Below are 23,997 nucleotides of genomic sequence, written 5' to 3'. Positions count from 1 at the left end.
ATTCTTGCTGAGTAACTCAAAGGAGTTGGTATGGACAGTCATGTACTCCACAAATGCCGGCCCGTTTTGAGCGCGAATAGGCCAGCAAGACGCCTCGCGCTCGCCGGCGAGGGCAGAGTAACCTCGTCTTGCGAGGGGTGCACAACCATCCGAGATTGGCGACTGCTTCGCACCTACCGCGGGACACTTCACTTGACAGGCCGCATCGGTCAGCGAAAGGAGATCTGGGCAACTCCGCCGATCATTCGAATCGACGTAACCCTGCAAGTCGCCGTCGCCAGCAACCGCTCGAGGTATCTGATGCTAGGCGAACCAGGAGCAGCTTCTAGCGCGGCGGATCTGGTCTCACTCTTGGCAGTGTTTGACGAGAGTCTTTTAGCGACGGAGGACGTCACGCATGTGCTTGCCAATCGCCTCAATGCTGGGTCACTCTATCTGGATTCCCTTTACACCGCGGCGAGCCGACACATCTCAGAATTCTATGAAGAATCCGCTTGATTTTTTGCTGTGACGAAGTACATTGTAGGTGCGTAACACAACGCACCTACTGAGGTCACCAAATAGAACTCCTCCCGACCTCGCATTCCCTTCAGTGACATTCTGTCTCGCTGGCATGGGACAAACGTCTTATCTCGCCATCACAATGTTGGTCAACTGAGGAGCACTCGAATCATCGGTTGCTCTGCTTTTTGTTCATCGCGCTGGAAATGCCGGCTGCCTCAGCAAGGTCGCTCTGGTCTACGAACCGGATGAACTCCGGAATTGGCGCCACCGAGGCCGTTTGCAGCACCAGCGTGAACGGGAATCCACCACTTGCGATCTGAGCGGCGAGTTTCTCAGGGCGAGCATGGACGCCGACTGTCTCAAGCCGGCAGCACAGCTCTTCGATGCTAAGGTCTTGGCGCCTTAGTTCATGGAGAAATACATGGCTAGCAGCGGCTTCCCATGACTCATCCGAGTCGATAAATTTCGCCCAATGCCTAGGGAACTCAGAGTTTGCTGCGTGTAGGAGCAAGAGGAAGTAAGCGAGGCTATATGTCCCGCGTTGGAACTTGCTCTCAGCACCTCGGAACGTCTCTGGCACACCCATAGCGGAAATTCTATTGGTGAATTCATCAACTGATACGTCTTTGCGCGCAAGAATCGCGCGAGCAGTCCGTGCGGCCAGTCGAGACCATGGCGTACTCGTATGGGTCAATTTTTGACTTCCTTTTGAATGAAGTCGAATAGTAAGGTGCGTGAAACCTAGACAGCGAGCGCAATTGAATAACCATGCGCATGGGCATCCGACATGATGGGCTGTCTATGTCAAACCATTGTAGACGTTCCAAAGCCTTACTGTGCGCCCTGCGAGTAAAGATGGTTTTTTGAAAGAGGAGTCGCCATGGGCAATTGCGCAACTCTCTATCTGGGCTTCGAAGGTGTACTGCATCCGAACCTAGTCTCATTCTATGGACAACGATTGCCGCGTTTGCGTGCAAGCGGGCACACGCTCTTTGAGAACAACTGCATTCTGGAGTCGGTGATCGATGCATATCCTGACGCGGCAATCGTGCTGCACAACTGGTGGGTGCCACTGTTGGGATACCACGCGGCCATCGAGATGCTTCCTGAGTCGGTGCGGACCAAAGTCATTGGCGCAACGTGGAGAAGCATTAAAGGTCCACGTGCTCGCTTGACGATGACCGGACCGCGGAGAGGCTGGCTTGACGAAGACCTCAGGCGGAGGAGGCCAGAACATCCGGTCCTTCTCGATTGTGACTTCGGTCAGGCCACGGCAGCGTTAGCAGATTGCTCGTGCATCGTAGACGAATGGCATGGTCTGGCTGTGGCGGGTGCCAAAGAGCGGCTTTCGTCGCTACTGAGGGGGGATTGTACGGTTCACAGAAACGTGCGCCCCTCCGGGGCAGTGAACCAAGCTGACGCGAGCCGTCTATTTGCATGGCACGAATCTACGTGCCTAGACTAGTAAAAGAAAATTAATTTTTTACTATAGAGCAATTTAGTAAAACTTCAACTTTGCATCGTGGACGCCGATTTCGACACTTTTCTATTTAAAATAAAAGAAAAAGACGCCATAAAACGTAGGAGGAACAAAACCAATGAATCGAAAGACTAATTGGAAGACTTCAGAGTTCACTGCTCGGTGACGCCGCGCGGACTTCCCCTCGTTGCGTAACATGGTGTTGGGACCGCCGTCGGGTCCGATGATCGGCCTTCCGGCGGTAAGCTCCGTTGTCTCTGTTCACACGTGCGGCTGCGCGGGCACTGGCCCTGACGTGTCGATGTCGCTTCGTACGGCGCGACTAACCAGTGAATCGAATCACCCTTCGCGGCTGAGGGGTAGTCGCGCGTGTCTGAACTCGCCACTCGCAAGAGCAGTTTGGAGTCGCTCACTATGGCCACTTCTACAAACTCCAACGTACCCCAAGCCCCCGCCTCTGTGATAGTGGTTGGAACAGAAAACCCGTTTCTGAAGGGTCTTCCAAAGATTCCGACGGTCGATGAGGCAAGGAAAGCCTTGCTGTCGCTCGGCAAGCCCGGGCAAGCAATGAATGGCCAACAGTCACCGAAGGACAGTGAACTGGCTGCGCGGCTTCTGATACCTACCGATGTTCACGCAAGGATTCTAGCCGATCTGATGGAGTTGGTCTGGGCCTCGTACGAATCAAGAAGCCCACATGACCCAGAGTACCGAATGCGGGCATTTGATGCGAATCTGTTCCTGAGGGAACGACCGCGAAACCCGGCCGACCCAGATAGCAGGCCACTGAGAATCCTTTCGGTTCCAAAGAAGAGTCAGAAATCGAGGCATGATATCCCGAGGGGCTACATAGTTTGCGCTCCCGCACAATGCGGTCGGACCAGGCTCGCCGACGCCATTGAAGCGTACGTCGGGAGAGGCACAAAATGGGAGCCTTCAACGCCCTTCGAACAATTCCTCATCAAGAGCGGTGGCTTGGCTTCACAGTTCATTCGGATTCGGACCCTACGGGTTGCGTGGCCATTGGACGGGCGCCTCAAGGCATTCCTTTACAACATGTTCTGCGCCATCAACGCGGCTCTGGGTCCCTACGCCAAGCTCGAATGGAACTCGCGCTGTTGCGCTAGCGAACTTCATATCGAAGCAGCACTGTGCGCCCACGGAGTCGTGACCAACCTTGGCTTGCTCATCGTGGAAAAAATCAACACTCGCGAAGCGACGTCCGAGCGCGCCATGAAGATTTGGAGCGCTCTTGGACGGTTCACATGGACGACTGGGATTCCGGTGGTGTGCTTCGTCACGCCGGGCGCGCTCACGGGGCTCGCTAGCCAGAGTGGCGCGATTGGCTGCCTGTGCACCACGGGCCCGCGGTATATCCGCCCTTTCGCGTGTGGCTCAACGTCATGGAAGGCGGTGGTCAACGCCATCTTCGCGCTGTGCTTTCCGTTTGCCAAGGCAAAGCGTCCGCCTCTTTGGCTATATGAAGTTCTATGGGCCATGACCTTGGGCCACCCAGGCGTAGCCGTGTGTGCGTGCCGCGCAGTGTCTGAAGACATGCGAAGCAAACGATTGACTGTACTAGAGCAAACTTACTTCTGCACGATAGCAGTCCCATCATTGTCTTTGTACATCCCGCATCTGAAAGCGATCGTGCAAATGCACGGAAAGGGAGAGTTCACTAGCGCAAGCATGCTTCGGCATGGGGACTGGCTTCCGTACGAGTTCATGATGAAGACGATACTGCCGCTTGAACTCTCTATACCTTTGCCATCTCAGGAAACTCTGGAAGCGTCGTAAACCATCGGGGGCAACATGATCCCTACCTTCTTTCCTGCTGCTGACGGCGAGACGGCGTTCGACCTGCTGTGCAGCGCAGCCACATCGACAGGGGATGCAGCTATTCAAAGAGCTGTGGCCATTGCCTTCGTACGATGTGCCCCTCTCATCTATACGGTGCCATGCCGGGTTGCTCGCTTTTGTGAACTGACGCAGCGCATATACGGAAGCGAACAACAGGTGTTGGGCGCGCACTCCCTCCTGAACTATGCGAAGAGCAGTCTGTCGCAGGCACGCGCAGCGAGGGTCGAAAGCCAACTTATACATGGCACCGGATGCATCGCGACGGTACACGCTCCCGGACTTTTGGAGTCCACGCACCGGTATGGACTCAGGTGTCCGGAGTGCACAAAGGAGGCTCTTGCAACTGTCGGCCGAGAGATCTCGCATTGCCATGAATGCTTACCGTATGTGACCTATTGCCCAAAACACCTGGTCCCGCTTGTCCTCGCCTACCCCTGCTCAACGTATGAGTCGCGATGTCGGACCCGAGCTGACGGCGTGCGTAGGGAAAACAGCGTCGTATTCTCAGAAAAGTCGTGGCTGGCAGCCATCTCTGACATTGACGGGGATGCACTACAGCCATTGCGCGCGTTGCTAGTGGAGCGCAAGTACATCAATTCCTCGAACAGGCTTGCTGCAGAACAAATCAGTGAAGACTTCGCCAAGAAGTTCTCGGCGGGTTTTGAGGACTGTCGCCTTACCGAACTTGCTCAGAGCCCGGTGGTCGCAAGACGAATTTGCCACGGGATACGTCGTCCTGACCAGGCCGGTGTTCAACCGGCGCTAGCGATTCTGATGCGCTGGTTCCTTGAAGATTCCAACGGTTGCGCGGCGCCGCGATCGACGGCTGCACGAGGAAATCCATGCACCCAGTCGGAGCAAGTGACAAGTAGCCTCAGAAAAGCAAGGCGGACTGAGTGGCTTACGATGCTTGAGGAACATCCCGCGGCAACCAGGACGATGCTTCGGAGGCGGAGGTGGAGGCTGTACACATGGATGCGCACGAACGACGGGCGTTGGCTTGATGCTCACCTCCCCGAACGTATTGTTCCCCTGCGCAAACGTGCCCACGAGGGGTACTCGGAAACGATGATCGGCGTTCTGGCTGCATCAACGCCACGCAGCACTTGCACGCGGACGGGGCTACCTGCCTCTCGGTCGGCCTATCGGATGCGCATGGGGCTCGGACTGAGGGAGGCCATATTCGCTAACGCAAAGCAAACCGCTTCGGGCGAAAGCTGGATGCGGAAGCACATTGATTCGCGACAGGCATTCGTCAAGGAACGTATCGAATGGGCCGTTGCACGGCTTCGCGAGCGCAATGAGTTGATTTCCGTGGCATCTGTCTCCAAGGTAGCGAAGCTCCGCTGGGAGACTGTGCGTACGTCTCTAAATGCAGAGAAGTTCAAGTAGCAGCGCGGGAGGCCAACATGGCTTTAAGAATTATGTACCGAGACATACTTCCAGGAGAGGTAATTGCAACCTACTTCAGATCGCAGCGCTACGCAATAGCACCGGCTTTCGAGGAACGGGATGACTTCGGGTGGCCAAAACGTTACTGGCGTGAAATGAGTTGGGCGCTTCCGAATGACATCCTCAGAGCCTGTCTCTTCCTGGGGCTTTCCGAAGAAGCAGCACTATCCATGTTGGACCATAACACTCTGGTTCCAGCGTTAGGAAGAATCCTCCCTGACGAAGCTAAGGAACAGTTGATTCAACATCACCTCCATAGCAGAATCAAAGCGGCGGCTACGTTATGCGGATTGAGGCACCGATCTATGCCAAATCACAGTGCATGGAGGCCTGCACTGTGCAAAAGCTGTCTGGCAGAAGATGTTACACCGAATGGAGACGCGTTCTGGCGTATCCAATTCATTCTGAACGAAGTCACGTACTGTTGGCGACACCAGGAGCCGCTGCTGATCAATTGCGAAGTCTGCGGATCCTCGAAGCGGTCTTACCTCATGACATCCAGCCCAAGTCTGGAGTGTCTGTGTGGCCATCAGCGTGTGCCGGCAATAAGACCAGCGAACTCAGCGCAGGAAGAGGTGGAGATTGAGTTCGCTTCTGCATGGGCTGCAATGCTTGATGCATCAGTTTTGCCGGAACTCAAATTTGAGACAGTACGGCGTCTGATTCAGAATCAGATGAAGATTCTGGGAATCATTGGTGACGGAGTAACTCATCGGAGAGTGTGGGATGACTTCGCGACAGAAACGCCGTATTCCGTGAAGTTGGACAGAGCAGGTCTTAATGCCGGAATCTGCAAGAAGTTAGCAGGAATTAAGCATGGTGTCATTCCTAGGAATTCCATTGAAATCGTACTTCTTCTGATGTCGCTATTTGGTGGTTGGCGAAACGCAATCGACGCTCTCCGTTCGAAGAGAATGACTTCCGAGGACGCGAGTCTATTGGTCGTTCGACCGGAGGAGGGGGCCGATTGTAAGAAGAAGGCATACAGGAAGACATATAGGGAGACATACAAGCAGAGAAAGTTTGCGGAGGTTGTGGCGCGAGCGAGTGAGTTTGGCGTCAAATACAAAAAGATCAAGCAGACGTATCCGCGGAGTACGCATGCAGAACTAATGGCACGATTGAACTGGCTGGAGAGAATGGTACTGACTCTTGCTCGTCTCAAAGAGCTTGGAATTGAGCCGGCCACTGTGCACGACAGAGCAGGACAAGTAGCCAGGCACGACACAGCGCTGGCTGCCTACATCGCACGTAGACCCGCAGCACTTCGCTCAAACGGATTCTCAGGGCGGCTCTCCTCCTGGAAGTTGCGGCAGGGATTCCCATCCATTAACTCATTTGCGGGGCTGCTCGACAGCGGGATGCTTCCCCAAACAAAGGAGGCACTGCTCAAGTACGAAGAGACAAGCGAAGACTATCGGCGACGCCTCCTGAAAGTGAAAGTTGCAAGGGGATTCCTGAGGCAGATTCCGGTGGGCGAGGAGGACCGAGTCGATTGCCTCGCTGACAAAGAAGTGAGGCGGCTCAGCGACAATGCTGCCTTCACGAAGTGGCGGTTAAGGAACCGGAGGCTGTCACAGTCTTAGTGCTGACTGACATCATGTCGCCCCCCCTAGGGTTCAAGCGTGCGGATCCTAGGTGAAGGTACTCAGGGCGTGCGACAAGCCGAGGGGGCGAGAAAGGCTAAGTTGAAAGGAAACGAGCAGACTGATGCTCTGAGCGCAGCTACGATGCCCTTGCTCCGGCGGAGCGACATTGGGGACCGTTCTGGCGGTCAATCCGTATGTCATCGACATACGCGAGCATTACCTCATTCGTAGATAGGAGGATGCCATGGACATCTTCGCGGTGACTAAGGCTCCTTTCGTGACGCCGCCGAACATTATCCTGCCACCGTGGGACGTGAACGGCCAGCTTCATGGCGAAGGTTACAAGGCTGCCAAGAAGGCGCGAACACAGAGGCTGATCAGTACGCGTGCAACGCACAGAGGCATGAAGTTTAAGCGAAGGTACGAGTCCCTCGCTCAAACGGAATTCTATCCGTTGATTGCGCTGGCCTTCAATCCGTATGTTCTCGATACCCGCGACCAGTATCCTATCCTGAAACCGGGAGCATTTGAGCGCGCCGTCAAAAGCGGTCGACGTCTGTACAAGACGGAGCAAATGACGATCGATATTGTCGTCACGTTGCTGCTTCCACCGGAGGCGCATCTGCATTATCACGGGATCTCCGTGAAATCGGCGAGCAAGGAGACATTTGGCGACAAAGATAAAAGACGCCTGAAGCGCGAGCAAGAAGCGCTGGAGGAACTCGGATGGACTTGGCAACTCATGCTCAGCAATCCGTATCAAGGATATGAGCTTTCCAATTGCCAGGTCATGTTTCGAACGATTCGTGATCAGGATGTGGTGAGCCTGTACGACGAGGCGAAGCTATTCGCCTGCTACTTGATGACCCGATCAACGGAGGGTCGCATGACGTCTGTAATGAGTCGCGTAGCGAAGCAACTCGGCATCTCAGCGGATAGAGCGCATCAGCTGTTTGCCATCGCGGTTAGTTTTGGCATGCTCAGGATTGACCATACAAAGCCGCTCAGGCCAGACAAGGATCTTCATCTGCTCCGTTAGCGGTCGGCAGGAGACGGCTATGGAAGCCAATCATGTAATGCCTGGAGACCTGGTGCGGCAGAGCGACATCCTGCCGCCCAAAGCGACGGAATCACAATTGCTATGGCTCGCCGAAGTTGGAGCCTCGGAATGGCCTGCAGGATTGCGTCGGTTCAATGTCTTCAATTGCCCGACGCTAGCCGTCGGGAGCTGTGAAGCCGAAGCCATGCGACGGGCAATCGCGTGGGACCCTTTCACCAAGACCCTCTATGCACAGAAGGTCTGGGCTGGAAAGGCCCCGGACGGAAGTCGGAAGCTGGAGAGACTTATGTGTTTCGGTCAGTCTCAGGAAGTATTCGTTATTCCGGATACGATCAGGCCTGCATTCATGGATTGCCCAGTTGCGGAGGTCCCCCCGTCAGCGCTAGTCGGATTGCAGCATCGCAATGCGCTGCTGTACGCGATATTGATGGTCGACAAGGTCGGAAGCGGCGACCCGAAGGACTTCGCCATCAACGACGAAGTTATCTTCGATTGTGACGCCCTTAACCGGAGAGTTACCGAAGTGCTTGCGGCTTTGGGGCGCGGGGTGACATACAAGACTTATCTTCTGGAGCTGGTCCGGAAGTACTTTCACTATGGCGGTGGGAGTACCGCTCTGCTTAGGCTCACGTCACTAAGGGGCGCTCCAGGAGTGCTACGAGCAGGCCGGAACAGGAGCAAGCCAGGACCGCTGTCCTTTGACGAGAGACTTGGCAAGGCTGAGGCGTTTCTCAATGGGAAAAAGACGTTCAAACGTCGGGCTCCGGTGGGGTCGCTTGACATCAAGAAGTTCGCCAGGGGGCTGAAAGAGTTCTGGGCTCGTGGTAGACAGACCTTTAGGCAGACGTGGCGCCTCATCAAGCGGCTCTTTTACTCAAAGCGGTCGAAGTGGGGCATTCCGACCTTCCGGATGTTCATGCACCATGCTCCAGGAATCATCATTCGCGACAATCTGAAGTCCCTGCGGAACGGTGTGGTCATCAGCGCTCAGTACGATGGGGCCATGCCCGGCCAATCGAGCGATATGACGTTTGGTGTCATTGACATCGTCGACATCGATGGCTGGATACCGAAGGTGGGTGTTGCCGTCAAGGTGAAGGGGAAGATTGTCAAAACTACCATCACGGTCGTCTTCGCAGTTTCCCGCCTCACAGGCGCCGTTCTGGGGTGGGACTTTGCCTTGAAAGCTGAAAACGGCGAGAGCTTTAGACGATGTATCGCTTCCGTTTTCCTACCAAAGCAACGACGAGCCAGTGCCCTTGGCTTGGGAGTCCTAAAGGGACTTCTCCACGGGAACATCGACACGGTGTATGTCGATAACGGGGCTGGCGCATCGGAGTCGGTTGTTGCCACCGCCGTGGATAAGATGGGCTTAATTCGAGAGCTTGCTCCCCCTTCACAAGGCCAGAAAAAAGGGAGAATCGAGTCACTGAATGCCGCGCTTATCCGCATGATGGCCGAAGACAACCTCGGCGTGACTCGGGACACCAACGCACTCGCAAAGGAAATGCGGCGGCTGTACCAGAGAAAAGGTAAGGCGATGCCGCTCGACGACCTTGAACGGTACATCCTCAGGGCGTTCAATTATCACAACCTCTGCCACGACGTCTCCGACCTCCGCACGGAGGAGATGCGGAGGGCTGATGTTGACATCTACCCTGCTGAACTCCATCGGTACTCGCAACGGATGCGATTTGGGGACGCCGCGAGAACTTACAGCGAAGAGGAGGTGAATGACCGGTTCCTGGATTGGGTGCAGCGAGCGTGTCGTAAGGGGATCGTGCATTTTCGCGGCGCCAGGTGGACCTCAAGAGGGCTGGTTGACTACTTTAATGAGGGTGCGAAGTCTCCCGGCAAGACCAAGAGTCGTTCAGTGTGGCTCAAGCCGCTGACCGGATTTCAGCGCGTACTTATGTGGAGGCGGCCAGACGGTGTCAAAGAGCGCCTAGAGATGGTGCCGGAGGACGCGCGCAAGTACGGCACCGCGTCGTGGACGAAGATGGACGTCTATGAGTTTGATGACCAATACAGGAAGGTCAAGATGGCGAAGAAGACTCCTAGCCTTCGTGCGCAGATGTCCAATCAGGAGCATCAACAGCATGTTGAAGCCGAGCAGCGTCGCGGCAATCCGCTCGCCTGTGCGGTTGGGTCGACGGTCAATGCTGCAAAGGATGCTGCAGCGCTGAAGCGTGATCAAGAAGCCGGCAAGGCCGAAGCTGCGTCTTACAACATCCAGCCGCCAGGCGTCCATGCAGAAGGCACAGAGGCCGTCGGCCAGTCGTCCAATCCACTCGACCGGGATAATGAGGACTTCTTTAAGAAGGAGGGCCTGCTCTGAGACGCGCAGTGCTTTCGGGGCAACTTTTCGGCTCCAGCCATCGAAACCTGTTGGTTGCCTGCGGGCTCATAACGCTCTGCAGCGGGCCGTAGTCGACCCCTCCCGGTCATTGGATTCCAGCAACGGTTACGGCCGTTTGCAAGCTACTGCGGTCATTGGTGAATCCTTAACCACATCGATGCAATTCGATGAGTCAGGAGACGGCGGCATCCGCATACCTCGGAATGCTCACACGAGTGCATCGGATGCGTCGTAGTTCCGAAGTTCGCGCCGAAGGATCTTGCCAACATTGGAGCTCGGTAGCGCATCGACGAAGCGGATGATCCTGGGCACCTTGTAGGCTGCCATACCTGCACTGCAGTGGGCGAGTAAGGCACCCTCGGTTACCTCGACGCCTGGTGCTATGGTGACATACAGCTTGACCGCTTCGCCAGTCCGTTCATCAGGGACGCCGACGCAGGCGCATTCGGCTACGCCGGGAAAGCTGCTGGCAACTGCTTCGACTTCATTGGGGTACACATTGAAGCCAGAGACGATAATCATGTCCTTCTTACGGTCGACAATCCTCAGCGACCCTCCTGCATCGAAGATGCCGACGTCGCCGGTGCGGAAGTAGCCGTCCGAGGTGAACGCCGTTGCATTGGCCTCCGGCTTGTTCCAGTAGCCGCGCATCACTTGCGGCCCCTTGACGCAGATCTCCCCGGCAATTCCGATGCTTACCTCCCTGTCCTGGCTGTCGAGTAGCTTGACATCGGTTGATGGCACGGGCAGTCCAGTGGTGCCGGTGAAGTAGGTGGTGAACGGCGGGTTGAACGACAAGACCGGCGATGTTTCTGACAAGCCATAGCCTTCGCGAATAAAGCTGCCCGTCACCGATTCCCATTGCTCCGAGACGACTTTGATTACCGCTGCCCCGCCACCAGCGGATAGCTTCAGCCGCGACCAGTCGACTTCAGACAAGCGTGGGTGAGCAGCCAGTCCTGCATACAATGTGTTGACGCCAACGAAGATCGTTGGTCGGGCGGCTCTCAGCACATCGATCAGCGTGCCCAGGTCCCGGGGATTTGGCACAAGCCAGTTCTCGGCGCCGACGGAGAACCCGGTGAGGAAATTCAACGCCAGCGCAAAGATATGGTAGAGCGGGATCGCGGTGACGATGACCTCGTCGCCCGGCACAAGCATGTCGGGCATAAAGGCCTTGAACTGCTCGATATTGGCTATGAGGTTTCGATGTGTAAGCTCGGCCCCCTTGGAGAGGCCGGTCGTACCACCGGTGTATTGCAGAAGGAGCAAGTCATCACCGCTCACACTCACCGGGTCGAACCCGAGTGCCTCGCCGCGTGCAATGGCTTCCGGCAACTTCGTTGCACCTTGCAATGACTCGTCGACTGCCGGGCCCGGGATCGCGGCGCCACTGCCGTCGCCGGGGCTGACCGTGATGACCGTCCTGATTCGCGTGTTGCTGATCACCTCCGTGAGGGTAGGTGTGGCGCCGTCGTAGACAAGGATCGTTTCGACGCCGGCGTCATTGAGCTGATGTTCGAGTTCCCGGGCAGTGTACTGCGGGTTGACGTTGACCTGGACGCCGCCGGCCTTCGTGACGCCAACGAAGGCAATTGGGAATGCCGGGAGGTTAGGCAGCATAACGGCAACACGGTCGCCCTTCCTCACTCCCGCCATCTTCTGCAGATACGCCGCCAGCGCGGAGGATTGGCGATCGACATCCGCATAGGTCAGCGATTGTCCGAATGCATGAAAGGCTGGCCTGTTCGCGAATTGGCTCATGGCAGCTTCCAGCAACGCGTTAACGGAGGGATAGCGATCGGCGTTGATGTCGACGGGGATTGAACCGTAGGACTGGATCCAGTGTCTGTTGGGCATTTGGATTTCGATGACAAGTGGGGGAAGGTTTCGCGAGACCGGGCCGATGTCATGCCGCGCTGTGCAATGCCGAATTGTTCGACGCGCAGGGGGTCTCGTGGACAGCATGCCAAGTCTCTACTTGGCCGCTGGGCTACACAGGCACGGCGAGGAAGATGGAGCGGGGAGTTTTCATACCCTGGGGCAGCTCTGCTGTTTCTCAACGCGTGTTGCGATGGACACATTACGTGTCTGCGACAACGCTCACATTTAATTCGGCACGATTCGAAGAAACCAGCATTCGATCGGTGCCTGCCCCCGCAGACCTGTCATAAAGAACAAACCTGCGGGCGTGCTCATGTGTTTAGACTGTTGCCACTGGTGTGACCGGCGAGCCAGCCGCTCCTGGCAATCGCAGCGGTGGAGCGGTAAGCAGGAACCTGTTGCGACCATGCTCGCGAAGCCACCGATTTAGGGGCGAGAGCAACCATTGCTCTCCGAGCGGCACTCCCAGCTTGAACAGGCAATGTTCGTGGATGGTGCTCGTAGCGCCCGGTGGTGGTGGCAGAATCTCAACAGCGCGATTGTCCGAAATGAGGGCCGCGACGCCGGAGTCCGTGATCCATTGCAGCAGTCGGGAGTCGGATCCATCGAGTCCCGCGCAACTGTTATGCAGTCGCCATGGGTCTGGTGCTCGGTTCATCTCGAGCAGCAGTTCGTCGAAACCCGTGCATAGACACAGCATGTCTCCGGTTTCGACTTCCACTCCGTCGTCATCGAGAATTCGCATGAGTTCGTCATAGCCCACGCGGCGGTGTTCGCGGCCAAAATGATTGAACAAGTCGACCATCACGCCACGCCCTTGCACGCAAGTCGCGGCCATCGCGTCGATGCCCAGTGGTCCTGCGCTCACGCCTTCATAGCGCGCCCATTCCTCGACGTCCTCTCGGGGCGGTGGCGTCACGATGTGTTCGCCGCCACGCCATCCGTTGTAGTAGACGACCTCGTTGACACCGTCGCCGTCCGCATCAAACTCAGCGCCGACGTGCGCAAGGCTGTCCCATTGCGTTGAGTATTGGGTGGAGAGAAGCACGGCATCGTCGCAGACTACCGACTGCCGCGCCGCTCCCGGCACATGTCGAGAGTGGTTGTGAAAGCACTGGCCACCATGCATCGCCGCGAACAACCGGGGCGGGTGTCGTCGGGGATTGGCGACATTGCCTCCGGGGTAGTCGAGCGGTAGGCTCAAGCAGAACGCAATGCCTTCCCGCGCCTCCGCAAGACCCTGCCTGACCTTTGCTGGCGTCAGGAGATTCAACCTGCCAATCTGATCTGTGTCACCGAAATCGCCCCAGTTAGACCCTTCCGGCCGACGTATCCATCGCTTGCCCATGCGGACTCCTTGAACTCAAGCTACGGTTCAACCATACAAGTCAAGGAGTTTATTTGTCAATATCGATTGTTATTGTCGATATATTGTTTAGACCGGTAAAACTCCGTTGTAATTGACCTTCCAGCGTACGAGCGGCAACTCGTTTTGCTGTTCCCATGCATGCGCCACCCATCCCGCGATGCGCCCTAGTCGTACCAGATTCGCGTCCGGATCGGCGCCGATTTGGCGGTTCACATAAGCCGCAAGTAGGGCGAAATCAGGTTGCTTGCCAGTCAGATCAGCGGCGAGGTCTATGGCGGACTTGAAGCGTGCAAAGTCTCGGTCGGTGTCCAACAGGGATTGCAATGAGGCCCACAGCGCCGCCGCGCGAGGGTCTGGAGCATCGAATGGCGAGTAGCCGAAGCCTGGAATGTCTTCGCTCTCCCGTACGCGAGTCCTGACCGGCTCGGTTGCATCTGACGCATGGTCTATTTCGGTCAAGAAACGGGAAAACGCCCCGACGCGAACAGTCGGCAAACGTCGGCCTGTGACGGCGGAAAGTCCTGCAATGACGCAGCGATAAGGCGTCGCGCCAGTGCTCGCAGCCGCGCGAGCGACATAGGTTGCTGGATGCAGCGCCTGGTCGGCCGAAAGTACGAGAACCCTGCGTGCCGCATCCTCAAGCTTCGGCCCGCATTTGGTTATTGCACCGATGTAGCGATGCAGCGGCAGCGCGGCCGGAGTGGACTGTCCCAGCATCCAGGCAGCGAACCAGCGCAAGACGTCTGCCCCGGAGCGAAGAAATCCATGCTTACCGAGGTCATGCGCGCGAGGATTGGCTCCTTCCACGGCGGGAAGCAGCATGATGGCGCGGTCTAGCGCACCGTAGCTCGTACAGGCCTTGAGCAATGCATCACTGTGCGCGGGAAGCCCCGTCGCAGGTCCATCAAAGGGATCAAAGTCACCGGCATCCCACAGGAGCCGGGCAACCTCCTCCAGGGTGGCCTTCTCTGCTAGATCAATGGCGCTTACGCCGCGATAGAAGGAGCCTGCCTCAGTCATCAAGGTGATGGCTGAGGAACCCGTGAGACCCGGTGCAGTGTCGCGTGCAGAAGCAGGCGCAATCCCCGATTTGATTTGTTCAATATCCGAGCGCAAGTAGCGACTGACCCGGCTCCCGCGCGTCTTGTGCGCACGGATGTTCTTTCGGCTGACGTAGGTGTAAAGCGTCGACACGCTGACATTCAGCGCGCTTGCCGCTTCCTCGGCCGTCATGTAGAGGCCATCGCTGGAGCCCAGCGATACGGGAGTTGTGCGAGCCATGATCGTGTTGAATCGGAGTCAATATATCGATGATTATCATCGAGATTGACTGGAGTCGCTACATACATCGACACTTGTCTCAATCGGACGATTCTCCGTCCGGATGGAGACAACATGATGGAATGCAGATTCATTGCCGCGAGCGGGATGCTCGGCATCGGCGTCCCAGAAGATAGTTTGCGCAAAGCGATGGCGTGCAAGCCACATTTCGTTGCGGCCGATGCCGGCACAACGGACGCCGGTCCGTTTGCGTTGGGGGAGGGCGTCTGCGCCTTTCCACGTGAGGCCATCCTGCGAGACCTCACCACGCTGTTGCGAAATACCGTGCCCGCCAAGGTTCCGTTGCTAATTGGCTCGGTGGGAACTGGCGGCGCGGACGTGCATGTTGACTGGTTCATGGAGATCGTGCGCGAAGTCGCGGCCTCCGAGGGCCTGCAGCTCAAGGTCGCGGAGATTCGCTCGGAGCAGTCAAAGGACTTCTTGCTGCAGAAGCTCAGGCAAGGGCAAATCTGCCCGCTGGACCCTGCGCCCCATTTCGACGAATCGACGATCCAGCGCAGCGTGCGGGTTGTCGGCATGATGGGCATCGAACCGCTGCAGGCGGCGCTCGCCGCCGACGTCGATCTTGTCGTGGCTGGGCGCTGCAGCGATCCGGCGCTCTATGCGGCAATGCCGATTCAGATGGGCCTTCCGCCTGGATTGGCCTGGCACGCGGGCAAAGTCGTCGAATGCGGGCCCTCGGTTTGTGAAAAGCCCGCGCACGGGATGATCGTCGGCTATGTTCGGCCGGACGAAGTGGTGATCCAGCCGGTCGGCCCTGGCTTGCGTTGCACGACGCAATCCGTCGCCGCGCACAGTCTCTATGAGAACGCCGATCCGTTTTGCTTTACCGAGGCTTCCGGCGTACTGGATATCAGTAAGACCGTCTACGAGCAGATTGACGAGACAAGCGTGCGATTAAGTGGAAGCACGTTCCGTCCAGCCGACCAGTTCACCATCAAGCTCGAAGGCGCCGAACTAGTCGGATATCAAAGCATCATGGTTGGCGGCATCCGCGATCCCTTCATCCTGGGCGAGTTCGACGATTGGCTCGGCAAGGTGAAGGAGCGTGTTCGGCTTTCCGTCGAACGGGTATTCGGAAAGTCATTGGAAGGGATGGGGGCCCGAATCGACTATCACGCGTACGGCCGTGACGGCGTGATGGGGACGCTCGAGCCCGACCGCGCGCGAGTGCCACACGAGGTCGGGCTCGTCGTCGAAGCAACCGCGGCCGACCAGCAGACAGCTACCGCCCTAGTGCAATTGGTTCGGCAACCACTGCTGCACCAGCCCACGACCAAGTGGAAGGGATCCATCACGGGTTTCGCTTGTCTGCATAACCCGGCGCACATTGAACGGGGTCCCGTGTATGCCTTCAACATGAACCACGTCGTCCTGCCGGACTCGCCAGTGTCAATGTTTCGGACCGTCATTACTCGTATCCAGGAGAAAAACGATGCAACTCTCTGATATCGCAGCGATGGTCCGTAGCAAGAACGCTGGCCCGTTTGTTCTGACCTTTGACATTCTGTTCAGCGATGACGAGAGCTATCAACTCGTGAAGCGCTCTGGCGCGCTCAACGTGGAGATGTTCTCGCGCCTATATCAGACTGCGCCCGAAAAGGTCCGCTTCTTCGAATGCGACAGCGCTCGGGCATTCAAGTTCAGCATCCGGCATCCAACGACGCAAGGTGCGCTGGGAGCATCCGATCTGCACGGAGGGCAGCAGTTCATTCCGCTGCTGAGCGTCCGGATCGCCTGACCGATCCACCAAAGAGGAGACACCGTGAACAAAATGTTGATGGCCGCAAGAGCCAGGGACAGCCGCGCGCCCGCGCGTGACGATTCCAAGACTGCCGCCGCAGTAGCGCAGATCGGCGCGCGCATTGATGCACTGGAGGGGTCGAAGCGCCTGTGGGGCTGGCTCGCCCTGATCGCTGTGGGCGGCTTCTTCGAAATTTACGACCTTGCCTTGGCGGCCCCCATCTCACCGGGTCTTGTGGCGGCGGGGATTTTTAGGACCGGCAACGCTGGCTTGTTCGGATTTTCTGATCAGGCAACCTTCATCTCTGCCACCTTCCTCGGCCTGTATCTCGGCGTCATTGGATTTGCTGGACTCGGAGATCGGCTCGGTCGCAAAGCAGTGTTCGCCTACGCACTGGTCTTCTACGCTCTTGCCACGTTCGTCATGGGACTGCAAGACGACGCAGTCTGGGTCTGCTTATGGCGGTTCCTGGCTGGTGTCGGACTCGGCGCTGAGTCGGTTGCGATTGACTGCTTTGTCGTGGAAATCATGCCGAAGCGCCTGCGCGGGAAGGCGTTCGGTATGGTCAAGTCCATCGAATATTCCGCGATCCCGGTCGCGGCGCTGCTCGCAGCGCTCTTGATTCCGCATTCTGTACTTGGCGTCGATGGGTGGAGGTGGTTGACGTTCCTTCCAGCGATCGGCGCGGCTGCATTCTGGATACTCCGTCGAAACTTGCCGGAGTCCCCGCGCTGGCTTGCATCGCAAGGGCGTTCGGAGGAGGCACACGCGGTGCTCGATGCCTTCGACGGACGAGGGTGGGACAGAAGCCGTCCCGCGCCGGTTTCGCCAGCAGCGACTGAGCCCCGCCCGCAACACAGAGTTGCGCCGCGCTATGTCAGGAATGCGATGTTGATGATGATCGCCTACTTCGTCTTCCAGAACATCGCCTACTACGGATTCAGTAATTGGATCCCAACCTTGCTGGAGGCGCAGGGTGTACCACTGAAGCACAGCTTGTTCTATACCTTCGGCGTTAGTCTTGCAGCGCCGTTGGGCCCAATTCTGATCGCGTTGTCGGCAGACCGATTCGAGCGCAAACACCAGATTGTCGCTATCGGCTTGGTTTCTATTCCCTTGGGGCTGATCTTTGCTCATTCCACTTCCCCCATTGTCTGGATCAGCACAGGTATCGGATTGACATTCGCAAATGCGGCCTTGAGCTACCACAGTCACGCCTATCAAAGTGAAATTTTTCCCACGTCCATACGGGCTCGCGCTGTCGGTTTCGTGTACTCATTTACGAGACTATCGGCAGCGGTCAGCGGATACATCGTTGCCTTTGCATTGACCAGCGGCGGTGTCCCGACGGTTTTCCTAACGATCAGCGTCTGCATGCTCGTTGCGCTGCTCAGTATCGGGTTGTTCGGGCCGCGAACGCGCGATAGGAGCTTTGAAGAGATCTCAGGGCAACCGTGAACAAACCAGTCGACATGAGTACTGGCGCTGAATGCCAAGGACAAATGTCGACAAGAAAAATAATTTAACAACGAGGAGACAAGGAATGAAAAAGGGAAAGGTCGCACTGGCGGCGTTCATTACATTGGCCAGCGGGACAGTTTTGGCGCAGAGCGGCATAACGTTGTATGGCGTCATGGATGCCAACATTGAATACGTCAGCAACCTGTCAAAGATCAGTTCGACGCAGAGCGGATTTCCAGGGCCTGGCGCGAGTCGATTCGCCTTGAACTCCGGCGGCATTTCAGGCTCCCGCTGGGGGATGCGGGGAGTCGAGGATCTCGGTGATGGTCTCAAGGCGGTATTCGCGCTCGAAAGCGGGGTAGATATCGATACAGGTAAGTCCGGTCAGTCCGGCCGCTTGTTTGGCCGCCAGGCGTTCGTCGGCATTGACCGGCGTGATGTTGGGCGGCTGACACTAGGGCGGCAATATTCGGCGACATTCGATACGTTCTCGAACTTCTCGCCAACTGCGTACTCGAGTCAGTATGAACCAATTGCAGCCATGGTCGGACTCGACCTTCGGTCCGACAACACGGTTAAGTACACCGGCAAGTTCGGTCCAGTGACCGCCGTTGCCCACTGGTCGTTTGGTAACGGCGTTGCCGGCAGCGGCGAGACGCCGGGGCAGTTCCGACGAGACAGTGGCTATGGCCTGGGGATGACCTACCTTGATCAGGGTCTCGGGCTGGCAGTGACGTTCGATCAATTCAATCCGACGCTCGCCGCCGGTGCCCCGCCCGGAAGCTTTAAGCGAGCGGGTGCCGCGGTCAGCTACACGTGGACCAATCTGAAACTGGTGAGCGGATTTCGATGGGGTCTGAACAAGGATGGCAAGAATGCGACGCTGGCGCGCGACAACATGTATTGGGTCGGCGCGAACTATCAGCTCAATGCGCTCGGCCTGACTCTCGCGTACTACTACGACGACCTCAAGAACCTCAACGGTGTCAACGCCAAGAACCCCTGGCAACTGGCTTTCATTGCCGACTACAGTTTTTCCAAGCGAACCGACGTCTACCTGACACTGGGGTATGTGAAGAATTCCGGTCTCGAGTTCGATAACTCGGCTGTCTTCTATGCGAATGGCTACCCGCTTGGGGCGGATAAGCAGAGCATGTTGGGGGCGGCAGTCGGTATACGCCACAAATTCTAGGTTGGCTTGAGCTAACTCGCTTGCGATTCCGGCCTTTCGAATAGACAGCGCCCGACATGACGTCAGCCGCTTTTACTGCGGCGTTGGTCTCTGCTCGCATCGATCGCCTTCCATTTGATGTCACCTTGTGGTCATGACTTTCAGGATCTCGTTGGGTGGGTTCTCGGAGGACTATGCTTTGCCGGCAGCGATTCTTCGTCCTTTGGAGGGCCGGAACATTTCTCAAAGACTGGCTGGAACACGTGGGGGTTGACGGTGCCGATACAGCTTTACGTGGATGGCGTCAGTTTTCCGGCCGTATGTTGCCTCTACCGCCGCCCCCGCTGCGGTGGTTGAAATCATGGGATAAGCACACAGTAGCGCTCGCGCCAATTGTGACAAGGAGATGATGGATGCGCGAGATCGAAATCAACGGCGGAGATGACCACGTCACCGCGTTTGTGGGAGCCATTGCGTGCGAACTCGAGCGAACCTTGGATGTCAAGGGACATGCCTGTCTGGCTGTGTCCGGGGACCACTCTTCAGTACCCGTCTTCGCTGCCTTGCAGCAACAGCGACTCGGCTGGGACCGCGTGGAGGTGATCCTTGTGGATGAGCGCATGGTGCCGCTCAATCATGAGGACAGCAACGCGCGCTTGGTCTGTGACATCCTGCTGCGCAACGCGGCGGCAAAAGCGGAATTTCTGCCGCCAGTGCCGCTGTATTGTTGGGAAGCCGACGATATCGATACCTCCGCCGTAGTTGCCAAACTCAATCGAAACTACCGACAGCCGGATATTGTGGTCCTTGGCTTGGGCGAGGACGGCCACACCGCATCGTTGTTCGCAGACGCCCCCGAACTAAAGGCTGCGCTTTCGCTGGAGAAGGATCCAGGCTATCTCTCCCTAAGCCCGCGCGCTGCGCCTCACAAGCGAGTGAGCCTAAACCTCAGTGCGCTGTTGGGGGCTTGCCGAATCATTCTGGGATTTAGCGGAGTATGGAAAAAAGAGGTCTTCGACGCTGCGGCACTGGAGCTCACGCCGGTGCTGCCAGTAAGCTATCTCTTGCATCAAAATAGGGTGCCGGTTGATGTCTATTGGGGGAGGTAGTCGCGGGAGGATTCGCAGCGCATTTCATAGCAGAGGAGGCCGTCAGTAGGAGTAGCCTCCTGCATGACGCCCTGCATTATGGTGGCCGACTACCGCCCGACGCTGATCACAACCCGAGGACTTCTACAAGGAAGAGTGCATGCTCTGATAGAGCCCGCTAGGGGGCGACTATGCCGCTTCCAACCATCCAGAGCTGTTGCACCTTTCGGCCAGAATGAGTACGGGCAGTTCCCGCAGCTAAAGGGGCTGAGCCGCCGCAATAAGGAACTGCCGCACGGCGGCCAAATGCCTGATGGAGAACGAGAACGGAGATCTAGGCGCTCATCCGGAACTATCCAGAGCAACCTCTCCCGTTCGAGGAGCTTTCCGCCGCCCCATACTTGAACGAATCAACCTGTGGCTTGCGCTGTTCCCTGTGCATCCCTGTAGCCTTTCCAAATCGAAATACTACAAGCTCCACGAGCAGCGCAGTTCTACTGCTAGCGGGCCACTCGTGCCGCGACAAGCATGTCGTAAAGCAGCCGCGCCGCCGGCGGCAACGGCCGGCCGCGCCGCGCGATCAGTCCAAGCGTGCGCGTGATGCGCGGCGACTCCAGCGGAATTGCTGCCAGACCACGCTTGTTGTCGGGCGGCAGCGCCATGCGCGGCACCACGCCGATGCCAAGCCCGGCCTGCACCAGGCTCACTAGCGCAGGCACATGATGGACCTCGCAGTACGAGCGTGGCCGCGTAGCGACGCGCGCCAGTGCCTGATCGATCAGGAAGCGGTTGCCGCTGCCCTGCGCGAGCGTGATGTAGTCGTACTGGCTGAGGTCGTCCCAGGTCACGCGCTTGCGCGCTGCCAACGGATGACCGATCTGGCATGCCACGACGAACGGTTCCTCGATCAGCGGCAAAAATTCGATATCGGCCTCCTGGGTGCCGATGTAGGTCAGGCCGAAGTCGGCATCGCCGCGCGTCACAGCCAGCAGCACATCGGCCGATGACTCGTCCATGACGCGCAACCGGATGCCCGGATAGCGCGCGTGATAGGCCTCCACCACCGCAGGCAGGAAATAGCCGACTGCCGACGGCACGCACGCGAGCGTGACCTCGCCTGACAGCCGCTCGGCCACGTCGCGTATGCCCAGCATCGCTTCCTCAAGTTCATTCAGCACGTTGCGCGCTTTATGCACGAAGGTCCGGCCCACGGTGGTCAATTCAACCTTGCGCGTCGTACGCGTAAACAGTTCGACGCCCAGTGCCTCCTCAAGCTTGTCCACGCGCCGCGATAGCGCGGACTGGGACAGAAACATTGCTTCCGAGGCGGCGCGGAAGCTGCCGAGGTCGGCTACCGCCAGAAAGGCCCGCAGATCGGCCAGATCGAAATTCATGTGTCAGGCGCAAGAATTCATCGAATATTTGCACTTTACAGTGTAATGGGTCGCCGGAGATCATTGCCCATCGAAAAAAGCGCAGCACGGAGACAGGGTAATCGTGCCCTCAGACAGGCTGCGCCCCATCCCAATAGAGGATCGACATGCAACGACCTTCCGATAGCACCCCGGCCAAACACTGGGGCCGCAAGTTGCTGCTGACGTTGTGCGCTTTCGCCACGTGCGCGGGAATGCCGGCAGCAGCGCAGAGTTGGACTCCCACGCGGCCGATTCGCCTGATCGTGCCCTACGGGCCGGGGGGCAGCTCCGATGTGATTGCACGCGTAATCGCAGCGGAGATGTCGAAGGGACTCGGTCAGCAGGTCGTGGTCGACAACAAGGGGGGCGGGCAGGGCGTGATCGCGATGCAGGATGCCGCGCGCGCTGAACCGGACGGTTACACGATGGTGCTCGGGCACGTTGGCACCCTGACCGTCAATCCGGCCATGATGGCGAAGCTGCCTTACGACCCCGAGAAGGACTTCGTGCCCGTGACGCTGCTGGCCAAGGTCCCGATGGTGTTTGCGGTAGGCCCGAGCGTGCACGCGGCCAACCTGTCCGCATTCCTTGCCAAGGCGCAAGCCAGGCCCGGTGCAATGACTTATGGCTCGGCCGGCAATGGCAGCGCCGGCAATCTCGCTTTCGAAATGCTCAAGGTTACCGCGCACGTGGACCTCATGCATGTGCCATACAAGGGCACCGGCGCGCAGATGACCGATCTGCTTGCCGGCAACATCGATGCGGCCTCGGCCGGCCTGCCGGGTTTCTTGCCGCATGTGAAAGCCGGCAAGCTGCGCATCCTCGCGGTGGGCGCGGCGCAGCGTCTGCCCGCGATTCCCAATGTGCCTACGGTGGCCGAACAGGGCTACCCCGGTTTCGAAAGCTCGCAATGGTTCGGCCTGCTGGTGCCGGCCCGCACGCCCGCCTCCGTGGTCGCACGCCTGCATGCTGAAGCGGTAAAGGCGCTCGCGGCCCCCGCGGTGCGACAGCGGCTCAAGGAGGATGCGAGCACGCCCGTGGGCGAGGGCACGCAGGCGTTTGCGCGCTTTATCCATACCGAGCAGCAGCGCTGGGGTGCCGTTGTGCGCAACGCGCATCTGAAAGCCAACTGATTTTCCGTCGTCTCTATACCGAGCTACTCATGCAAGCAAATCGCGTCATCCTGCCCGAGGCAGAACTCCGTCAACTTGGCAGCCAGGCTTTCCAGGGTCTGGGCCTGCCCGCCGCCGATGCCGACGAGGTGGTCAACGTACTCGTCATGGCCGACCTGTTCGGGCTCAACACGCACGGCCTCTCGCGCATCGAATCGTATGGCGAGCGGCTCCAGGTCGGCGGCATTGCCACCAAGGTAGAAATCATCACCGAGCAGGTGGCACCGGCCCTGGTCAAGGTCGATGGGGCCAACGCGGTAGGCCCGCTGGCCGGCATGCGGGGCTTGCGCGCAGCGATGGAAGTCGCGCGTGAATGTGGCATCGGCATGGCGCTTGTGCGTGGCAGCAACCACTTCGGCCCGATTTCGCCGTACAGCCATATCGCGGCGGAGGCCGGCTTCGCCAGCATGATCGGCAGCAACGCTACCACCACGATCGCCCCTTGGGGTGGCAGCGATGCGCGCCTCGGCAACAGCCCGCTCGGGTTCGGCGTGCCTGGACACGATGGTCGTCACTTCCTGCTGGACATGGCAATGAGCGTCGTGGCGCGCGCCAAGATCCGCAATGCGCTGAAGGCTGGTGAGGCGATTCCGGATACCTGGGCGACCGACGCACAAGGGCGCAGGACTACTGATCCGCACGCCGCGCTTGAAGGCTTCCTGCTGCCGATCGGCGGTCACAAGGGCTACGGCCTGGCGCTGCTTGTCGACCTGTTCGCGGGGCTGCTGTCCGATGCCGCGTATCTCACCCATGTGAAGTCGTGGGTCGATGCCCCCGATGAGCCGCAAAACCTCGGCCACTTCTTCATCCTGATCGATACGCGGCGCCTCGGCTCGGCTCAATGGCTGGCCAGCCGCATGAAAGACTTCGCAGCGATCCTGCACGGCAGTGCGCCCACCGAGAGCGGCAAGCCGGTGGTCGTGCCAGGCGAGATCGAACTCGGCAAGCTGGCGCAGCAGCGCGCGCAGGGCATTGCGCTGGACGCGGCCACGGTGGCATTGCTGCAGCAGCACGCCGCCAAGGTCCCGGCCTGAGCCTCCTCGGCGCC

At 58.2% G+C, this 23,997-nt stretch carries 18 protein-coding genes; 13 read left to right on the top strand and 5 right to left on the bottom strand.

Going from position 1 to position 23,997, the window contains the following annotated elements; genetic code table 11:
- Positions 1-670: 670 nt before the first annotated feature.
- The gene (locus ACIGJB_RS27340; protein WP_483733096.1) at positions 671-1,198 is read right to left on the bottom strand and encodes a DUF6471 domain-containing protein; all 528 of its coding nucleotides are present in this window, start codon (positions 1,196-1,198) and stop codon (positions 671-673) included.
- A 186-nt stretch (positions 1,199-1,384) separates the two neighbouring features.
- Here ACIGJB_RS27340 and ACIGJB_RS27335 point away from each other — a divergent pair, with 186 nt between their 5' ends.
- From ACIGJB_RS27335 to ACIGJB_RS27310, 6 genes are all read left to right on the top strand, one after another.
- Positions 1,385-1,969, top strand: a complete 585-nt coding sequence (locus tag ACIGJB_RS27335) for an HAD domain-containing protein (RefSeq protein ID WP_483733095.1) — start codon at positions 1,385-1,387, stop codon at positions 1,967-1,969.
- 1,071 nt (positions 1,970-3,040) lie between these two features.
- Positions 3,041-3,781: a hypothetical protein gene (locus ACIGJB_RS27330; protein WP_483733094.1), complete on the top strand. Its 741-nt coding sequence runs from the start codon at positions 3,041-3,043 to the stop codon at positions 3,779-3,781.
- Between the two features lie 15 nt (positions 3,782-3,796).
- Positions 3,797-5,236, top strand: a complete 1,440-nt coding sequence (locus ACIGJB_RS27325) for a TnsD family Tn7-like transposition protein (RefSeq protein WP_483733093.1) — start codon at positions 3,797-3,799, stop codon at positions 5,234-5,236.
- A gap of 635 nt (positions 5,237-5,871) precedes the next feature.
- Positions 5,872-6,882: a hypothetical protein gene (locus ACIGJB_RS27320; RefSeq protein ID WP_483733092.1), complete on the top strand. Its 1,011-nt coding sequence runs from the start codon at positions 5,872-5,874 to the stop codon at positions 6,880-6,882.
- Between the two features lie 247 nt (positions 6,883-7,129).
- Positions 7,130-7,924 carry a PDDEXK family nuclease gene (locus ACIGJB_RS27315; protein ID WP_483733091.1) on the top strand — a complete coding sequence of 265 codons (795 nt, stop codon included), beginning with the start codon at positions 7,130-7,132 and terminating at the stop codon, positions 7,922-7,924.
- A 19-nt stretch (positions 7,925-7,943) separates the two neighbouring features.
- Positions 7,944-10,283, top strand: coding sequence for a hypothetical protein (locus ACIGJB_RS27310; RefSeq protein ID WP_483733090.1), 2,340 nt, complete (start codon positions 7,944-7,946; stop codon positions 10,281-10,283).
- A gap of 228 nt (positions 10,284-10,511) precedes the next feature.
- Here ACIGJB_RS27310 and ACIGJB_RS27305 read toward each other — a convergent pair whose 3' ends face one another.
- The 3 genes from ACIGJB_RS27305 to ACIGJB_RS27295 all read right to left on the bottom strand — a co-directional run bounded on the left by ACIGJB_RS27305 (position 10,512) and on the right by ACIGJB_RS27295 (position 14,838).
- Entirely contained in the window at positions 10,512-12,164 is a 1,653-nt protein-coding gene (locus ACIGJB_RS27305; protein WP_483733089.1) for an AMP-binding protein, read from the bottom strand.
- A 343-nt stretch (positions 12,165-12,507) separates the two neighbouring features.
- Entirely contained in the window at positions 12,508-13,536 is a 1,029-nt protein-coding gene (locus ACIGJB_RS27300; RefSeq protein WP_483733088.1) for a cyclase family protein, read from the bottom strand.
- 87 nt (positions 13,537-13,623) lie between these two features.
- Positions 13,624-14,838, bottom strand: coding sequence for a citrate synthase family protein (locus ACIGJB_RS27295; RefSeq protein ID WP_483733087.1), 1,215 nt, complete (start codon positions 14,836-14,838; stop codon positions 13,624-13,626).
- Between the two features lie 114 nt (positions 14,839-14,952).
- Between ACIGJB_RS27295 and ACIGJB_RS27290 the strand changes: the two genes are divergently transcribed.
- The 5 genes from ACIGJB_RS27290 (at position 14,953) to pgl (ending at position 20,383) form a co-directional block, all read left to right on the top strand.
- The gene (locus tag ACIGJB_RS27290; RefSeq protein ID WP_483733086.1) at positions 14,953-16,347 is read left to right on the top strand and encodes an acyclic terpene utilization AtuA family protein; all 1,395 of its coding nucleotides are present in this window, start codon (positions 14,953-14,955) and stop codon (positions 16,345-16,347) included.
- Positions 16,334-16,639 carry a DUF4387 domain-containing protein gene (locus ACIGJB_RS27285; protein WP_483733085.1) on the top strand — a complete coding sequence of 102 codons (306 nt, stop codon included), beginning with the start codon at positions 16,334-16,336 and terminating at the stop codon, positions 16,637-16,639. The genes ACIGJB_RS27290 and ACIGJB_RS27285 overlap by 14 nt, the downstream gene beginning before the upstream one ends.
- Positions 16,640-16,672: 33 nt before the next feature.
- On the top strand, positions 16,673-18,100 hold the full coding sequence (locus tag ACIGJB_RS27280; protein WP_483734675.1) for an MFS transporter: 1,428 nt from the start codon (positions 16,673-16,675) through the stop codon (positions 18,098-18,100).
- Positions 18,101-18,185: 85 nt separating this feature from the next.
- A complete protein-coding gene (locus ACIGJB_RS27275) occupies positions 18,186-19,295 on the top strand; it encodes a porin (protein WP_483733084.1) in 1,110 nt (369 codons plus the stop codon).
- Between the two features lie 392 nt (positions 19,296-19,687).
- A complete protein-coding gene (pgl, locus tag ACIGJB_RS27270) occupies positions 19,688-20,383 on the top strand; it encodes a 6-phosphogluconolactonase (protein ID WP_483733083.1) in 696 nt (231 codons plus the stop codon).
- Between the two features lie 479 nt (positions 20,384-20,862).
- Here pgl and ACIGJB_RS27265 read toward each other — a convergent pair whose 3' ends face one another.
- Positions 20,863-21,756: a LysR family transcriptional regulator gene (locus tag ACIGJB_RS27265; RefSeq protein ID WP_483733082.1), complete on the bottom strand. Its 894-nt coding sequence runs from the start codon at positions 21,754-21,756 to the stop codon at positions 20,863-20,865.
- A gap of 146 nt (positions 21,757-21,902) precedes the next feature.
- Between ACIGJB_RS27265 and ACIGJB_RS27260 the strand changes: the two genes are divergently transcribed.
- On the top strand, positions 21,903-22,910 hold the full coding sequence (locus ACIGJB_RS27260) for a Bug family tripartite tricarboxylate transporter substrate binding protein (protein ID WP_483733081.1): 1,008 nt from the start codon (positions 21,903-21,905) through the stop codon (positions 22,908-22,910).
- Between the two features lie 29 nt (positions 22,911-22,939).
- Entirely contained in the window at positions 22,940-23,983 is a 1,044-nt protein-coding gene (locus ACIGJB_RS27255; protein ID WP_483733080.1) for an Ldh family oxidoreductase, read from the top strand.
- The last annotated feature ends 14 nt before the right edge of the window (positions 23,984-23,997 follow it).

The organism is Cupriavidus sp. C2SS-8b (assembly GCF_057073745.1).
The sequence above is the reverse complement of the archived record's forward strand: the minus strand, read 5'-3'. Positions and strand labels throughout refer to the sequence as shown.

Coding starts and splice junctions, on each gene's coding strand:
- ACIGJB_RS27335 (WP_483733095.1), top strand. CDS start 1,385: ATGGGCAATTGCGCAACTCTCTATCTGGGCTTCGAAGGTGTACTGCAT.
- ACIGJB_RS27330 (WP_483733094.1), top strand. CDS start 3,041: ATGTTCTGCGCCATCAACGCGGCTCTGGGTCCCTACGCCAAGCTCGAA.
- ACIGJB_RS27325 (WP_483733093.1), top strand. CDS start 3,797: ATGATCCCTACCTTCTTTCCTGCTGCTGACGGCGAGACGGCGTTCGAC.
- ACIGJB_RS27315 (WP_483733091.1), top strand. CDS start 7,130: ATGGACATCTTCGCGGTGACTAAGGCTCCTTTCGTGACGCCGCCGAAC.
- ACIGJB_RS27310 (WP_483733090.1), top strand. CDS start 7,944: ATGGAAGCCAATCATGTAATGCCTGGAGACCTGGTGCGGCAGAGCGAC.
- ACIGJB_RS27305 (WP_483733089.1), bottom strand. CDS start 12,164: ATGCCCAACAGACACTGGATCCAGTCCTACGGTTCAATCCCCGTCGAC.
- ACIGJB_RS27300 (WP_483733088.1), bottom strand. CDS start 13,536: ATGGGCAAGCGATGGATACGTCGGCCGGAAGGGTCTAACTGGGGCGAT.
- ACIGJB_RS27295 (WP_483733087.1), bottom strand. CDS start 14,838: ATGGCTCGCACAACTCCCGTATCGCTGGGCTCCAGCGATGGCCTCTAC.
- ACIGJB_RS27290 (WP_483733086.1), top strand. CDS start 14,953: ATGATGGAATGCAGATTCATTGCCGCGAGCGGGATGCTCGGCATCGGC.
- ACIGJB_RS27285 (WP_483733085.1), top strand. CDS start 16,334: ATGCAACTCTCTGATATCGCAGCGATGGTCCGTAGCAAGAACGCTGGC.
- ACIGJB_RS27280 (WP_483734675.1), top strand. CDS start 16,673: ATGTTGATGGCCGCAAGAGCCAGGGACAGCCGCGCGCCCGCGCGTGAC.
- ACIGJB_RS27275 (WP_483733084.1), top strand. CDS start 18,186: ATGAAAAAGGGAAAGGTCGCACTGGCGGCGTTCATTACATTGGCCAGC.
- pgl (WP_483733083.1), top strand. CDS start 19,688: ATGCGCGAGATCGAAATCAACGGCGGAGATGACCACGTCACCGCGTTT.
- ACIGJB_RS27265 (WP_483733082.1), bottom strand. CDS start 21,756: ATGAATTTCGATCTGGCCGATCTGCGGGCCTTTCTGGCGGTAGCCGAC.
- ACIGJB_RS27260 (WP_483733081.1), top strand. CDS start 21,903: ATGCAACGACCTTCCGATAGCACCCCGGCCAAACACTGGGGCCGCAAG.
- ACIGJB_RS27255 (WP_483733080.1), top strand. CDS start 22,940: ATGCAAGCAAATCGCGTCATCCTGCCCGAGGCAGAACTCCGTCAACTT.